We start from the raw sequence: 15849 nt of genomic DNA on the forward strand, positions 1-15849 counted from the left end.
AAGCGCATTTGCTCACAGCCTAATGCGGCTGCCAGCCTTACAACTTGATAGAGGTTGTATGGCACACTTAGGCAATTCGCCGCTAATGGGTTCCCTCTTTGCAAACAGATGTAAACCCAGCTGGTGATAGCCGCAATAGATTATCCCCCGTGAGCAATGTTCTGCTACAATTGCGCCAAGTTATTTACCCCTTAAGCACCCAACATGACCGATATCGCCTCGTCAGCAGCGACCACTAATGCCGCTCAAACCGCCGACTTACATGCCAATATTGCTGCCGATAGCAGCGCACAAAAACGAGCCCTGAGCTACAGCAGCACATTGCACCAGCTCATCACCCAGATATTTGCAGTCAAAATGCCAGCAGATAGAGTGTTAGCAGACTACTTTCGTGCCCATAAAAAGCATGGTTCTAAAGACCGACGTGTGATTCGAGAGAGCCTATTTGGTATTTTTCGCTGGTGGGGTTGGTACCAACAGTTTGAGCAACCCTTAGCCCAAAGCCAAAGCTGGTTCGCGATATTGGCTTTTACAGCGAAATTTGAGCAGCACAACTGGACTGATATTGCTGATGCATGGGCAAAATTTGCTCACATGGAGGCATTATCAAACCAAGCAGAGCTTACTGATATCGCTGCTAAGTGCCAGCGTCTCAACGAGCATAATCCACAACTAAAACTCGCCGTTAACGATCTACTACCCAATTGGTTTTGGCAACACATAGACCCGTTATCAACAGAGCAAACCGAGCAGCTACTGCAAGCCATGAGCACGCGCCCGCCCATTTGGGCCAGAGTACAAGGCATCAGTGTCACCAAGGCATGCCAAGTCTTGGTTGAACAAGGCATCGAAGCCACACCCAGCCAGTATTTTGCCGATGCGATAAACCTGGGTCATAAGAGCATTAACCTCAATGGGCTCAGTCTTTATAAAAACGGTCAGCTGGAAATTCAAGATTTAGGCTCACAGGTTATTGGCCAAATTTGCGCACCAAAAGCAAACGAACATTGGTGGGATGCCTGCAGTGGCGCCGGTGGTAAAACACTGCAACTGCGCTCATTAATGCTGGCACAAGACCCTAAAAGCCAAGGCAGTATTGTCGCCTCTGATATTCGTCATAAACCATTAGAAGAGCTGCACAAACGTGCCAAAAGAGCAAAATACAATCACATCACAACGGCGCGCTGGCGCAGCGATGCTTTGCCAATTAATGCCGATGATATCGACCATGTGTTGGTAGACGCCCCTTGCAGTTGCACCGGCACATGGCGACGTAACCCAGATATGCGCTGGTTAGACGATGAGTCAGCCATTACCGATAAGCCTGAACTGCAATTAGATATTCTCACCCGAAGCAGCCATGCGGTTAAAGTGGGCAGCCATTTAGTCTATGCCACTTGCTCACTGGCCAGTGCGGAAAATCAGCAGGTCCTTAGCGCTTTTCTTGCAGCACACCCACAATTTGAACTGCTTAGCGTTAGCCACCCTTTTACCCAAACACCCGCAGAGATGTTAACTGTGCAGCCCTACCAAGCTGACAGCGATGGCATGTTTGTCGCCAAAATGATAAAACGCCGCTAAGCGGCGCAAATCAACCCGGCTATCAATCAGCACTAGACCTGCAATCAGCAATAGACCTGCAATCATCAATTTGCAGGTCGAACCTTGCCATTTGCCAACTTAGTTTTAATCTCCCCGCCTGTCATCTGCACTTCATATTGATGTCATATCACTGCAATCTATGCAACTTAGCATCAAGACGATAAAACGTTCACACCCTGTTTTTGGAATCAAAGATGGCACACGATCAATATCACGATGAAGCTTTATGGCTCGACGAGTCTTCAGATAAACAACAACGTAAGCGCAATAAACAACGTCGCCGTACCAACAATAATCAACACAAGCGTCACCACAGTGATGGCGCCTATTTCGAAGACAATGTTGATGAGTATGGCGATAGCCAGTGGCGATAACGATTAATGCCCTTATAAGTGCTATTGCCGCAGCAACAAAAAAGGCCAAACTAAACAGTTTGGCCTTTTAAATGATTATCGCTTAATGGCTAGAATGCCGCGCTACCACCAATGTAGAAACCGCTATCAAAGGTCGAGTTTAAGTTGTCGTCATATTGCAAACGAATATTACGATAGCCAGCAAACAACGCTAATGAAGGATTAAGCTTGTATTGAAATTTGCTATCTAACTCATACTGACCATCGACACTGCCAAATGACAGCACTGAAGGTGCGTAATAACCCGAAGCTAAAAACGATAGGTTTGACCCTAAATCCATAGCATAGCGACCACCAATACCAACAACACTGCCGTTAGCACTGCGCTTAGACCAGTAGTATGAATATTTAGCACCAATTTCAAAATGGTGAATGCCTGCATCATGGGTAACATGCATCGCACCACTCGCGGCATGGCCACCGTCGGTTGCATACATATAGCCAAACACAGCATTGGTGGTCTTGTTTAAGTCGACGGCAAGTTCAGTTGAAATCGCATCATCATTTAGGCCAATGGTAAAGTCATTAGCAAAAACAGATGTTGATAACATCACAGAGGTTACAGCCAAAAGAGCACGGGTTTTAATCGCCATAATTACATCGTCTGAAAAAATTTTCGCAAGCATAGCAAATGCTTAATTTAGCTTCTATCATTTTGTTTTTAAAGAATTTAAAACCCCAAAACCTTAAACATTATTACGCCAGATTTGTTACAGGCCTTACAAAACTGCTACATACATCGCAGCCATATCGGAACCCGCCCGAAACAATTACCGGCGAATTAAATTGCGCACAACTTAATTTGTGATACAGTATGACCAATAATCGCCACTCGCCATTGAGGAACCTGAGATGTCCATTTATCAATTTAAAGCTGAAACCATCACTAAAGACACCATTGATATGTCGACATATCAAGATAAGGTATTGCTCATCGTCAACACCGCCAGCGCGTGTGGTTTTACACCGCAATACAAAGAGCTGCAGGCGTTATACCAAAAGTATGGTCCGGAAAAGTTTGCCGTATTGGGTTTTCCATGTAACCAATTTGGCCAACAAGAAAAGGCTGATGAAGCGACCATCAATCAATTTTGCGAGCTCAATTTTGGCGTGAGTTTCCCATTATTTGCCAAAATCGATGTCAATGGTGAACACGCCGCACCGTTATTCGAGTACCTCAAGCAGCAAGCCCCAGGATTATTAGGTAGCAAGAAAATTAAATGGAACTTCACTAAGTTCTTGGTCGACAGTCAAGGCCATGTCGTCAGCCGTTACGCACCAACGACGAAACCCAGTGCGTTAGAAAAAGATATTGAAAAATTATTAAGCTAATTCAATTGGATAAAATTTATTCAATTTTATTTGTTTATTTTTTGAACTTTTAACGGGCGAGTGACTCCAAATATTGAACGCGAAAATTGATTTTCAAGTTCGTCATTCTCCCTGGGGCTTCTAGCGCAGCCCCCTTGATCTTAATCGATCAGCAGGCAACCCCCTTGGTTGCCTTTTTTTATGTCTGCACCGCAGCGATCGACACTGGCGATGACTCAGGTGATTACTAAGGCGATCAACACAGCTAAGCAACTTTATTGCTCAGTAATTAAAATCAAAAATATTTTGCCCAATAGTGAACTTTTAAGTTTTAAGTGACTCTGAGTATATGTAACCGATTTTCATGGTGTTGAATATCAGGTTTGGGCCAACGGCCTACCCCATAATTAACACTGTTGTTTTCAGTTCATCATCATCTCCCTTGGGTGTGATAAGCACCTGCTCAGTGAGACCACGCTAGCGCACTGGCCACTGAGAATTGAATACTGCTTGAAGATAAAAGAGTATGTTATGGCGACCACTGGGTCGCCATTTTTTTTACCTGCGCGATAGCCTATCAATATTGCTGATAGCGGCGGGGACATGCGCACAATGCATTCGCGCAATCGCCCAGTGATGGCAAGCTTTTAAGTGGTATACGCCGCAAATGGGCGGTTATTTAGCCACTTACACGTATATTGGTAAAAAAAGAAAAATAATTTTATCTGATAGTGAACTTTTAAGTATTTAGCGACTCTGAGTATATGTAACCGATTTTCATGGTGTTGAATATCAGGTTTGGGCCACCAGCCTACCCCATAGTTAACACTGTTGTTTTCAGTTCATCATCATCTCCCTTGGGTGTGATAAGCACCTGCTCAGTGAGACCACGCTAGCGCACTGGCCACTGAGAATTGAATACTGTTTGAAGATAAAAGAGTATGTTATGGCGGCCATTGGGTCGCCATTTTTTTTACCTGCGCGTTAGCCTATCTAACTTATACCAATCAATATTACGCTGCCGGTTTGGGGCAAACTCACCAAGAATGGGTATAGCAAATAATATTGCTGATAGCGGCGGGGACATGCGCACAATACATTCGCACTGTGCATTCGCGCAATCACCCAGTGATGGCAAGCTTTTAAGTGGTATACGCCGCAAATGGGCGGTTATTTAGCCACTTATACCAATCAGTATAAACATTTAGTCACTCAGCGAGAGTTTAGCGGTTCTGAGGTAAGGTCCTTAAATGCTCCTGCATTAATGACATTCACCACATCCATGTGGTTTGCAACGAGTGAAGAGCATAGTTATTCTACGGTTAAGCTCGTTAACACTGCATCAGAATCGCTAAAACTCGCCATTCTGGCGCGTTTTTGGCTGCCTACTTCTGCGTTGAATAATTTCACAAGGGAACAACCATTGTTTCAATCATTCGCCTTGAATTAGTTTGCCCAAAGCGCGCTGAGTAGATCAAATTCTTATACTGACTGGTATTACACGTTTATTGGCAAAAAAAGAAAAATAATTTTATCTGATAGTGAACTTTTAAGTATTGAGTGACTCTGAGTATATGTAACCGATTTTCATGGTGTTGAATATCAGGTTTGGGCCAACGGCCTACCCCATAGTTAACACCGTTGTTTTCAGTTCATCATCATCTCCCTTGGGTGTGATAAGCACCTGCTCAGTGAGACCACGCTAGCGCACTGGCCACTGAGAATTGAATACTGTTTGAAGATAAAAGAGTATGTTATGGCGACCACTGGGTCGCCATTTTTTTATCTATTAGACTGAGTAATACCGATCAGCCAGCCAATAAATTATCGAGTTGAACCACAATAGAAGGATGATACCCCCCGCGGGCTTGCTGGTATATCGCCTTAACTTCGCTGTGATAACCATTAATCATCAACTCAGAATAAAGCGGCTTAACAAACTTACCTCTGCCAATGCGCACTAAAAACTGCCCAAGCAACGGCAATACCGGATCGTAATGATTGCGTATCGCGACCCTAAACCAGTCGCAAGCAATTTCTGCATTGGTTGAATGGGTAAAATCAAACTGTTCATCCAACTGCATTAACTGCTCTTGGCTAAGCTGTTCTGGCAGCGCATTGAGAAAATACTGCCAATGATGCACAGTCCAGGTTTGAGTGCTATCACTTGCCAACTCACCAAATTGTAAAAACTTGCTCAGAGCGGCATCCACTTTATCTAAGCTGGTTGACGTAGGTGGTTGAAAGCTGGCTGGCATGCCTTGTTCATATACCCACGCCAGTAACTGCGCTTCAGACAGTTTATCGGCATGTTCAACCAATAAAGTCTGCCTAGCATAATCGACAAACACTTCTGTGGTGATGGCTTTAAAAGCAAAATGCTGCACATAGTCATACAAAAACTTATCAAAGTCGCTGCGGCCTAGGCGTCGTTCAAGCTCATGGACAAACATCGACGCTTTGTCATAGGTAAATCGATTAAAGGCCAAATTGGGATCTTGCTGCTGCACATTAGCCGGCAAAGTTTGCGCCTCAAGTGGTAAGCTTGCCAGCTCTTGCTGTAAGCGGCCATATTCTAATACCACTTCTAGCTCTGCTTGCTCTTTACCATAAACCGCTTCAACAATTCTGTTGGTAAAATAGGTGGTAAAACCTTCATTAAGCCACAAATCCCGCCACGTCGCATTGCTGACTAAATTACCAGTCCAAGAGTGGGCAAGCTCGTGTGCGACCGTTGACACTAAACTCTTATCGCCGGCAATTAATGTTGGAGTGATAAAGGCAAGCCGAGGGTTTTCCATGCCGCCAAAAGGAAAGCTGGGGGGCAGCACTATCATGTCGTAACGCCCCCATGGATAAGGGCCTAACAAAGACTCTGCCGTCACCACCATATCTTCGGTGTCTTCAAACTCAGCAAGTGCAGCACTAAGCACTTCAGGTTCGGCATACACACCGGTGCGAGCGCCAATTCCACCAAAATGCAGATCGCCCACCGCAATGGCCAGCAAATGGGTCGGCATCGGCTTTTCCATTGTGAAATCAAAACTGCCGCTGAGCGGGGTTAATGGATCATTCATCGCACTCATTACAGCGCGCATACCCTTTGGCACCTTCACATTCGCATCAAAGGTGATACGGGCTTTAGGTGTATCTTGCAGTGGTATCCAGCTGCGGGCATTAATAGGTTGCGACTGACTAAACAAAAAAGGCAGTGTTTTACCACTGGTTTGCTGGGGCGTTAACCATTGCAATCCTTGGGCACTCGGATCGGTACGATACTTAATTGTGACCGACTCAGTCATATCCGCTAGCGCTACGGTTATGCTCTCGCCTAATATCGCATCATTGGTACCTACGCTAAATTCCAATGCCCTGCCCTGAGCATCAACCACGGTATCAATATGCAGATCGCGACCGTCCAGCACTAAGGTTCTGCAATCAATATCATGAAAATTGAGGCTTAAACGCACTTCGCCCGATAACTGCTGTTGCTGGAAATCTACTGCTAATGATAATGATAAATGCGTAACAGATACCGCGTCGACATTCGCAAATGAATGGTAATCCCTATTGTTATCCCACTGCTTTAACACAATTTCCCCTTGTCATTGCCAATTAAGCCCGCTTCAGTCTACCCCGAGGGGCCCCTATTGTCATGAACCGATACGCAAGCTAATTGACTTCAATTGATGAAAATGAAACACTCAATTAAATATTGTATACAATAATAACAATGAGAGGAACTTCATGGTGAAATTCGCCCCTATTATCTTGCTCACCCTGCCAACACTGGGTGGCAACGCACACGCAGACGCAACCGCCCCACTAACCGAGGTGTTAACTCAGGTACATCAGTGCAGCGATACCATTATTATTCGCTCTCAAGCCCTGTCTGCTGAGCAAACCCAGCAAGCTTGCCAACTACTACAAAAACAAGAAGCCAACTTCCACAGCCTATTTAATACATTAGATAAACCTGTACGTGACGACAACAATGTCAGCATGCGCGCTAATGTTTACGCTTCACGTGATGACTACGTGCAATATGTCACTGCGCATTTCGACGTCCCAAGTGATAATGGCGGCATGTTCTTAGAGGGTTTGCCGCATATCAAAGGCAACCAAGCTGAGTTTGTGGCTTATCAGAAAAAGGGCCAAATTTGGAACCTAGCCCATGAGTACGTGCACTACCTTGATGGGCGCTTTAACCTGTGGGGCGATTTCTGTGCTTCACTGCATGACTCACACAGTGCGCCAGAATACTGCCCGCAGCCAGCGCCACTACTGCCCCATTTAGTGTGGTGGAGTGAAGGCATCGCCGAATACATCAGCCAAGGCGACAACAACCCCAAAGCCATTGAGATCGCTCAAAGCCAAAAGTTTGCCTTAAGTGAGCTGTTTAATACCAGTTATGAAACCAATGGCGGTGGCGATCGTGTCTATCGCTGGGGCTACTTGGCAGTGCGATATATGATGGAGCAACAGCGCGATAAAGTAGAAACCATGCTCGGCTTCACCCGCAATGGTGACTATGCCCGCTATCAAGCGTTAGTTAAGCAATGGGGCACCAGCATGGACGACGATTTCCAAGTGTGGTTAAAAACGCTAAAACCCTTGAGTAAATAGCCAACCATTTAGACTATTACCCTTAATATTGCAGATTTAGCAGCTTTTATCGCCTAACTGAAAAATAATGTGACTTTTTTCACTTTTATTTTGAACTATTGCTGCTAATTCGACTCTTACTATATGAACAGAATTTGTATCGATTGATTTTTTTAAATGGGTCGACTTAAGTTTTCATTGTTCATCATCATTCCCTTTAGACAGTGTCTAGCGCCATTGTCACCGGATTCCGAATTGGAACCTTAGCGACCTTATTTTGGTCGCTTTTTTTTGTCTTGATTTTGGTGAATCAAGGTGGTGAGTTGTGGCCATCGGTCTGATTGCTGGCACTAGGGTTTCGCTTCCCAGCGTGGTTTGTGCAGATAACTTAGCGAGTCGCTGTAAAGCCCTCCCTGGCCGCTTTGCGGTTTCATCCCTGAAACCGAAACTCGCTGCTATATCTACACTAATTTAAGTGTCTCTTCGATTTGCCTTCAGTGCTCAACTTAAAATTACTATGTTCAAAGTATTAATCATCGGTATGTACTCTCTTCTCTACAGCCTGCGGTTGACAGTACCATTTACCACAATGGATCGTAGTGGGTTTTCGCCTCCAGCGGGGTTTGTGCAGATACTTTTTCGGTTCAGCAGCTTACTTTAAAGATAATCCACTAGTGAATGCTCCACCACAGCATCTGATGCTGTAAAAGGCCGAAGCTGTATCTGCACTAGCTTAATTGCCTCTTCGGTTTAGTCTAAATGAATACGGTATGAAATAAGTTGTAGTTGTTAAAGCGAGAACAAAAAATCAAACAAAAATTGACCTAGATTATTGAAAAATGTAAATAAAATAGAATAAAGTATAGCCAGTTAGGGACGAACCTGGGCTAGCTAACATTCAACGACCAAGCACGCCACTTACGGATGAGAAAACTATTCAACAAATTTCAGCTCGCTTGACTAACACGCTTACACTAAAGCTATTGTTCACAGAAAAGAGCAGCATGCGAATTAATAAAGTCCCAATGTTCCAGTTTCATAGCTGGGCTTCAGCGCAATAAGTTACATAAATGATTGAGGTAGTTTCACCTTGCGACCCGCGAACAAGATACTAACGACCAATCAATGTCATAAAAACTAGGTTAATTGTTGAGTATAGGTTTTAAAATTAAAGGAATATGAAATGAAATCATGCATCACTATTTTTCTAATGCTGTTGTTTCTCACGGCTTGTAATTCTGAATCAGATAATATCTTTGTTATCACACCAGAACCCCCAGCCATCAATCCCCCTAGTGAGCAAAACCCTATTGGAGAATTTGAGTTGCAAACAGCAGTTGAGACAGACTTTTTTGTTTTTCAAAAAGAACCTGAATCTGCAGAGCTTTACTACGCCAACTCGAACTCGCTTCATTTTAACAAGCATGGATATCTAGTTAATAAAACAGGCTCACTTCTTTTAGTTTTTCCAGTCAACCCAGATGGAAGCCTATCTAGTGTGAGCATTGTTACCAGCCAACCTATACGGATAAGTTATAGCTCAGGTAGCCCCAAAGCCACGGATAAAATAAAGATAAGTGCAAACTTTCCTCAGAATAGCAATGAACTCTATATCGATGAATTTAATAATAGTGATCCATCAACTTATAATCATTCAGTGTCTACATCTGTAATTGATTCATTAGGTGATAATCACATTCTCACTTTCTATTTTATTCATGTTAATACTGATACGAATACATGGGAGTTCCGTATAGCACTAAATGACAACATTATTCATCCAGCTACCGAACAAATTCTTGACTTTGACGACACTGGCTTATTGGATATTGACGACAATGATCTTGATGGCTTTACAACCACAAAAAATGGACTTATTGATGATATAAATATCCCTCTAAGCAATGGTGCCAATGATTTAAACATCTCGCTAGACTTTACAGCCGAGACAACGTCTTATGATAGCCAATTTGAGGTTACCTCTCTTGACGCGTCTGGTTTCTATACTGGCCGTGTAGAAGAGTTTATGATTGAAGCCAACGGTCTAATAACCTTGTCTTATACAAATGGCCAAGATGAACTGCTTGGAAAGGTGGCTTTTGCTAAATTTCGTAGTCCATATAACTTGCAGCCACTAGGCAACTCTTTATGGGCGGAAACAGAAGATTCTGGGATACCGATCTATGGCGAACCGCAAGCAGCTAATTTTAATTCTATTTTACCTGTGCTCCATAACTTTTAAGAAAAAGAAAGTTGCTATACCTAATATTATCCTTGATTGCACAATGGGCACCTGTATGGGTGCCTATTTCCAAACTTAGTTAAGAGCGCTGAAATAACCAACAACCCCTTAACTAAACAAGACTAATAATAAAATTAGGGAAAATAGCCATTTTTTAATCACATTGCAGAACAAGGTGATACTTTCACTTGAATTTAAAAATACTTGTGATTATTCGACACTGATAATATAAAAAAATTTGTATCGTTTTTTAAAATGGGTCGCATTAAGTTTTCATTTTTCATCATCATTCCCTTTAGACAGTGTCTAGCGCCATTGTCACCGGATTCCGAATTGGAACCTTAGCGACCTTATTTTGGTCGCTTTTTTTGTCTTGATTTTGGGGAATCAAGGGAGGTTGCTGGTCAACGGTGTGTGTGCCATTTGCCACATTGGCTGGTAGTGAGTTTTCGCCTCCAGCGGGGTTTGTGCCGATATCTTATCGAGTCGCAGTAAAGCCCTCCCTGGCCGCTTTGCGGTTTCATCCCTGAAACCGAAACTCGCTGCGATATCTACACTAATTTAAGTGTCTCTTCGATTTGCCTTCAGTGCTCAACTTAAAATTACTGTGTTCAAAGTATTAATCATCGGTATGTACTCTCTTCTCTACAGCCAGCGGTTGGCAGTACTAATTACCACAATGGCTCGTAGTGGGTTTTCGCCTCCAGTGGGGTTTGTGCAGATACTTTTTCGGGACGCTACAAGCACTTCCATGCGTGCTCGACGACAGTGTCTGATGTGAAAGGATTCGCAAATGCCGCAGTGGCATGGATGCCAAGGAGCCGCCGTGCCACCAATGACCTCAGCCGTATCTACACAGGGTTTAGTTTCTCTTCGATTTAGCTTGGCAGCAGATAAATCCCATAGCGATAGATTTCGCATTAGGTACTGATTTATAGGTGAATCTATTTTGATCACAGCGGAAAAACGTCACAAATAAGTCAATTCCGACTTTCTACAGCAAACATTGAAGATAAAGCATCCTCAACTTAAACATAAGCCATTGAAGGTGAATAGCTTTTAAGTTAACTTGCTACTATTACATTAACTTGGTTGTCCGTTGTTATGCGGAATTCAGCCTAATATACTGTTAGGTGTTTCATGAGTATTGAGTACATCATCGGATTAGGAGCGCTCCTAATTTTTATCTATGCTTGGTTTGCTGATTCTTTGCCTAAAGTGTATCGACTAAGAAGTTGTATGGGTAAAAAATGGATCTCAACATTTCCAGATTCAAGTAAATCCGAAATCCGAGAATACCTTCAAATATTCATAGATGCCTTTGCATTTTCAAACAAAGACAAATTACAGTTTGAGCCTAACGATAAGATATTGGATGTCTACAAAGAACTATATCCGTCCCGTTGGTCAGCAGATGCGTTAGAGCTAGAAACTTTTGCAGAAGATATTGAAGCTAAATATAACTTTAACCTAAATAAGTTTTGGCACGAGGAGTTAACTTTGGGTGAGTTATTCTCCAGAGTAAAAAACACCTAACAAGGCACTCAAAAGGACAAATAACAGTTGGTTTTTGCTCCTTCGTCGCTTATTTAACCAACTATTACTTGCCTCTTAGTGAGGCGTTAGGCAGCATGGAAGACTAGGGTAAATTTTGAACCAAAATGTAAAAAACATAGCCATCTCTGCTATCACTATTCTCTCATTACATTTGTTAGGTTTTAGTGCCATTTTACTTTGGATCGGTGGCCTCCTGGTTATTCATGCTATCGGGGTAATAATTCAAGCTAAATATGCTACTGGTAACCCCTTCACTCGCTTAGTGGTTGCAATTTCTCCATGGTTTTTCTTATGCTCTATAGGGCTTTGTGGGCAAGCCAGACAAGCCATGAAGGACAGCGAGATATGAATTTAAATTTCTATCAAATGCCTTTGTATTCAGCAATTTTCGGTTGTTTTCTCATTGCTCTTTGGGCGTTATTTAATAAAATTAAAACACGATCTTAATTGCTGCCTAACAGGCCAATTAAGTGTGGGACTGCTAAAGCTTGGCTCAGTTCCGCTTCTCTACACAAGTTTAACCAAGCATTGTCAGCCCCTTAATGCGGCGTTATATGTAAAGGGAGTTTTGTGAGTAATTCGAAGTTTGTTTTTACAAATCTAATATTGATCACTGCTTTATTAGTCGTAATAAGCTCTTACATTGCATTATATGCAGACAGCGTAGCGGCTATAACAGGTTACTTTTTTGCAGCAGTAATAATCCCCATACTGATCACATTGGCTACTTCATGCGCTTTATTTAAGGTAACTAAGCGAGACATAAGTTCAAATAAACGATATCTTATTATTGCCGTACCAATTACTTCCGTAGTTTGTTTTCAAATATTAGTGTATTGGATATTACAGTATGGCCAGCATTGAAGTAATTTGCATATGAAAAGTTACTCAAAAGGACGCAAAACGCTTGGCTTGCGCTCCTTCGTCGCAAATTTTAGCCAAACATTTATGCGCCCATTAGTAAGGCGTCAGGTTTTCTCTTTGTATCTAAGTATGAGTATTCGAAATGAAAAAATACGGATTTAATATCGCAAAGGGATTAATTGCCCTTGTTTTGCTAGCTGGTGGATCTGCCAAATTATCAGGAGTTCCTGAACTTCACGAAAGTTTTTATATTCTGGGGCTACCTGAATGGTTCGGCTACTTCATTGGTGCTTGTGAAATTGCAGGCGCCATTGGGTTGTTCATCAGACCTCTCTGCGCTATTTCAGCTGCTGGTATCGCTATGATCATGGCTGGAGGAGTGTATTTTCACGTCATGCATACACCTGTCGCCGAAGGAATTCCTGCATTTGTCATATTGGCCCTCAGTGTTTATGTGTTTTTGAAAACAAAATCGCAAATACTCAAACTACGTAAAACCTAACAAGTTATTTAGACGGAAAATTAACAGTTGGCCATCGCTTTGCGATTAGCAAGGCATTAGGTACTTAGAGTATTCAACAGCTTTGTCAGCAATCAAACTATGGATTTAATCAATATAATGAATATTATGAGATTGTTTTTTACTACATCATTTTTTCTATTTGCTGCTTTTAATTCATTCGCGACTCCAATAGAAAAGGTTTTAAGCATTGAAACAGGCACTGGTAAATTAGAGGGAACTCTACTAACAGATGATTTAAAGGATTCAAAAATAGTTGCACTAATTATTGCAGGTTCAGGGCCAACAAACAGAGATGGCAATAACCCAACAATGATAAACAACTCTTTAAAAATGTTAGCTGATGAACTTTCAAAAATAGGAATCTCATCGTTAAGATATGACAAAAGAGGAATAGGCAAAAGTAAAAACGCAGGGTTAAATGAAAGTGAACTACGTTTTGAAAACTACATTAATGATGCAAGCAGCTGGATTGAACACCTCAATAATTTAAAAATCTTTAACAAAGTAGTTGTTATTGGCCATAGTGAAGGTTCATTAATTGGTATGGTGGCTTCACAGCAAGAGAATGTAGACAAATTTATATCTATTGCAGGTACCGGTCAGCCAATAGATCAAACTATACGAGAGCAGTTGAAAGGCCAATCGCCTGTTGTTGTAGAGCAATCAACACTTATATTAGATAAACTTTTGCAAGGTGAAACTGTTGAAAATGTGCCTCCATTTTTAAACAGTTTATTTCGCCCAAGTGTGCAACCTTATATGATATCTTGGTTTAAATACGACCCACAAAAAGAGATTGCTAAACTTAATAAACCTGTTTTAATTGTTCAAGGCTCTACAGACATTCAAGTTAGCTCAATGGACGCGGATAAACTTGCAACAGCAAATAAAATGGCTGATAAAGTTGTAATCCAAAAAATGAATCACATTTTCAAAGAGGCTACTCTGGATAGGCAATCCAACTTTCAAACATACAATCAACCTGAATTACCTATAAAACCTGAGTTAGTTAAAGTAATCGGTGAGTTTGTACTTCACTAAGTAAATATTCACCTAACAAGGCATTCAAATCGAGCATCGATGAGTTACTCAAGATTTAAAAAAGCCTGTATACGCAAAGATCCAGATTTTATGCGTACAGAAGATGGTGCTTCAATCACTAGTGAAGTTAGAGATGAATGGTTACATCAAGGAATGCTAAATGGGTTAGTTTCTTATGCGACTTCAAACTACGATACTGTTTCATCGAAACCAACGGGGTTTATCGTCCCAATAAGGGAAAAGCTAGTCAATGACAATGAAACAGAGTTATTAATTAAACTCTTTAAAAAATTGATAATGGTTCATACCGAAGATCTTTGGCTTTATCTACCCCAGCTAACAAATGTAGGCGGTACTTTAAATAGTGAGCAACTTGAAGACAGGCGGCAAAGAGTTAACGCAGCGCAAGCTGGCTGTCTAACATTGTTGGCACACTATGTTCATGACTTAAATGCACTTAGCTATAGTGATGTAGTGTACCTTGAGCAGCTGGACAATCTTATAGCTCATATCAAATTGCTAAAAAAACCTAGACCTAAAATTATTGTCTAATGAATGCTAACAAGCTGTTTAGGCGTGGAAAAGTTGACTTTTGTTCATACCTCAAAAAGTATAACCAACTACTTTTGCCGCTTATGAAGGCGTTAGGCATTCATCACTATCTATCACACACGGAAATTAAAATGACATTTTGGAAGTCCTCAGTACTTATTTTTGCAGCAGTGTTTTTTTCAACAAGCCTACTTGCTGATGACAACAAGTGCAGTAGCGTAGAAGTACCGATTGCCTTTGATCAGTATGGATTGCCTACAATTGAGCTAATAATCAATGGTAAGAGCAACTTTGCACTCTTAGATCTAGGTTCAACAACTGGTATACATTTACCAGTTTCAGATATTGCTAGCATCTCAGATGTAAAATATACCGGTGAAATTGCTAAAAGCAGCAATATTTCAGGTGAAGTGTTTTCAAATAAGCAATTTATTATTCCAAATTTAGCAATTGAGTGTATGCCATTTGAAGATATCACCGGCTATGAGCTTACCCCCAGGGCAACGTCTATTGGTGATAAGCCAAAGGATGTGGAAGATAAGCAACAGATCGTTATTGGTCAGGGCTTTTTCGCAGATAAAACAATTGTTATCGACTACTCTAGTGAAAAACTCACTATACGTAATAAAACGGGCAATGTTGCAGCTGAAAGTAGAAATAAGTTTAAGCCATATGTACTAAGTGATGAAGGCATTACTATCGAATTAAGTAGCCCTAATGCTGACTACCAGATGATTCTTGATACCGGAGCAACAAGCTCAATTTTCTCGGCAAACAAAGTGAATACGAGTGAACCGCTTACTGATTGTGATTTCAATATAGGGCCAGATGTAAAATGTAAGTTATTCACTTCTATGCTAGAAGTCTCTGGCTACCACTTTGTGTCAAATATATTGATCTACCCAATAGACCCTAGATTCACACAAGATGGTTTTCTGGGCAGTGATTTCTTTAATCAGTTCATAGTGGAATTGGATTTTTTAAACAAAAACATTGCACTGACCCCAGTAACGTCAAGTGCGATGTAGAATCATTAATTAGATAATAAACGAATACCTAGAAATCTAATTTCTCCGGTCGCCGCACATTCAAGGTAGCGACTCAAAGTCGGCTATTTAGGTGTTAAATCTACCTCTTGG

Annotated in this window: 12 protein-coding genes; 10 read left to right on the plus strand and 2 right to left on the minus strand. The window is 41.7% G+C overall.

Annotation, left to right across the window (positions count from 1 at the left end):
• Positions 1 to 204 precede the first annotated feature (204 nt).
• Positions 205 to 1581 (plus strand): RsmB/NOP family class I SAM-dependent RNA methyltransferase, encoded by a 1377-nt coding sequence (locus FLM48_RS15080; RefSeq protein WP_179025200.1) that lies wholly within the window; start codon positions 205 to 207, stop codon positions 1579 to 1581.
• 215 nt (positions 1582 to 1796) lie between these two features.
• Positions 1797 to 1976 (plus strand): hypothetical protein, encoded by a 180-nt coding sequence (locus FLM48_RS15085; protein ID WP_179025201.1) that lies wholly within the window; start codon positions 1797 to 1799, stop codon positions 1974 to 1976.
• An 89-nt stretch (positions 1977 to 2065) separates the two neighbouring features.
• Here the strand turns inward: FLM48_RS15085 and FLM48_RS15090 are convergent, their stop codons facing one another.
• Positions 2066 to 2608 carry a YfaZ family outer membrane protein gene (locus tag FLM48_RS15090; protein WP_179026390.1) on the minus strand — a complete coding sequence of 181 codons (543 nt, stop codon included), beginning with the start codon at positions 2606 to 2608 and terminating at the stop codon, positions 2066 to 2068.
• 259 nt (positions 2609 to 2867) lie between these two features.
• Here FLM48_RS15090 and FLM48_RS15095 point away from each other — a divergent pair, with 259 nt between their 5' ends.
• On the plus strand, positions 2868 to 3347 hold the full coding sequence (locus FLM48_RS15095; protein ID WP_179025202.1) for a glutathione peroxidase: 480 nt from the start codon (positions 2868 to 2870) through the stop codon (positions 3345 to 3347).
• A gap of 1787 nt (positions 3348 to 5134) precedes the next feature.
• Here FLM48_RS15095 and FLM48_RS15100 read toward each other — a convergent pair.
• Entirely contained in the window at positions 5135 to 6919 is a 1785-nt protein-coding gene (locus FLM48_RS15100; protein WP_179025203.1) for a M1 family metallopeptidase, read from the minus strand.
• Positions 6920 to 7073: 154 nt separating this feature from the next.
• On the opposite strand from FLM48_RS15100, the gene FLM48_RS15105 reads away from it, so the two are divergent.
• From FLM48_RS15105 to FLM48_RS15135, 7 genes are all read left to right on the plus strand, one after another.
• A complete protein-coding gene (locus tag FLM48_RS15105) occupies positions 7074 to 7952 on the plus strand; it encodes a collagenase (RefSeq protein WP_179025204.1) in 879 nt (292 codons plus the stop codon).
• A gap of 1162 nt (positions 7953 to 9114) precedes the next feature.
• Positions 9115 to 10173 carry a flagellar hook-basal body complex protein gene (locus FLM48_RS15110; protein WP_179025205.1) on the plus strand — a complete coding sequence of 353 codons (1059 nt, stop codon included), beginning with the start codon at positions 9115 to 9117 and terminating at the stop codon, positions 10171 to 10173.
• Positions 10174 to 11313: 1140 nt separating this feature from the next.
• Positions 11314 to 11709: a hypothetical protein gene (locus FLM48_RS15115; protein WP_179025206.1), complete on the plus strand. Its 396-nt coding sequence runs from the start codon at positions 11314 to 11316 to the stop codon at positions 11707 to 11709.
• 1027 nt (positions 11710 to 12736) lie between these two features.
• On the plus strand, positions 12737 to 13096 hold the full coding sequence (locus FLM48_RS15120) for a DoxX family protein (RefSeq protein ID WP_179025207.1): 360 nt from the start codon (positions 12737 to 12739) through the stop codon (positions 13094 to 13096).
• Between the two features lie 99 nt (positions 13097 to 13195).
• The gene (locus tag FLM48_RS15125) at positions 13196 to 14158 is read left to right on the plus strand and encodes an alpha/beta hydrolase (RefSeq protein ID WP_218645301.1); all 963 of its coding nucleotides are present in this window, start codon (positions 13196 to 13198) and stop codon (positions 14156 to 14158) included.
• A 39-nt stretch (positions 14159 to 14197) separates the two neighbouring features.
• Positions 14198 to 14710: a hypothetical protein gene (locus FLM48_RS15130; protein ID WP_179025208.1), complete on the plus strand. Its 513-nt coding sequence runs from the start codon at positions 14198 to 14200 to the stop codon at positions 14708 to 14710.
• A 131-nt stretch (positions 14711 to 14841) separates the two neighbouring features.
• Positions 14842 to 15738 (plus strand): hypothetical protein, encoded by an 897-nt coding sequence (locus tag FLM48_RS15135; RefSeq protein WP_179025209.1) that lies wholly within the window; start codon positions 14842 to 14844, stop codon positions 15736 to 15738.
• Positions 15739 to 15849: the final 111 nt, after the last annotated feature.

This window comes from Shewanella sp. Scap07 (assembly GCF_013394145.1).
Lineage (GTDB): Bacteria > Pseudomonadota > Gammaproteobacteria > Enterobacterales > Shewanellaceae > Shewanella > Shewanella waksmanii.

Excerpts from the sequence above, each read along its gene's own strand:
- FLM48_RS15115 (WP_179025206.1), top strand. The coding sequence starts at position 11,314 with ATGAGTATTGAGTACATCATCGGATTAGGAGCGCTCCTAATTTTTATC.
- FLM48_RS15130 (WP_179025208.1), top strand. The coding sequence starts at position 14,198 with ATGAGTTACTCAAGATTTAAAAAAGCCTGTATACGCAAAGATCCAGAT.
- FLM48_RS15105 (WP_179025204.1), top strand. The coding sequence starts at position 7,074 with ATGGTGAAATTCGCCCCTATTATCTTGCTCACCCTGCCAACACTGGGT.
- FLM48_RS15125 (WP_218645301.1), top strand. The coding sequence starts at position 13,196 with ATGGATTTAATCAATATAATGAATATTATGAGATTGTTTTTTACTACA.
- FLM48_RS15110 (WP_179025205.1), top strand. The coding sequence starts at position 9,115 with ATGAAATCATGCATCACTATTTTTCTAATGCTGTTGTTTCTCACGGCT.
- FLM48_RS15095 (WP_179025202.1), top strand. The coding sequence starts at position 2,868 with ATGTCCATTTATCAATTTAAAGCTGAAACCATCACTAAAGACACCATT.
- FLM48_RS15090 (WP_179026390.1), bottom strand. The coding sequence starts at position 2,608 with ATGGCGATTAAAACCCGTGCTCTTTTGGCTGTAACCTCTGTGATGTTA.
- FLM48_RS15120 (WP_179025207.1), top strand. The coding sequence starts at position 12,737 with ATGAAAAAATACGGATTTAATATCGCAAAGGGATTAATTGCCCTTGTT.
- FLM48_RS15085 (WP_179025201.1), top strand. The coding sequence starts at position 1,797 with ATGGCACACGATCAATATCACGATGAAGCTTTATGGCTCGACGAGTCT.
- FLM48_RS15135 (WP_179025209.1), top strand. The coding sequence starts at position 14,842 with ATGACATTTTGGAAGTCCTCAGTACTTATTTTTGCAGCAGTGTTTTTT.
- FLM48_RS15080 (WP_179025200.1), top strand. The coding sequence starts at position 205 with ATGACCGATATCGCCTCGTCAGCAGCGACCACTAATGCCGCTCAAACC.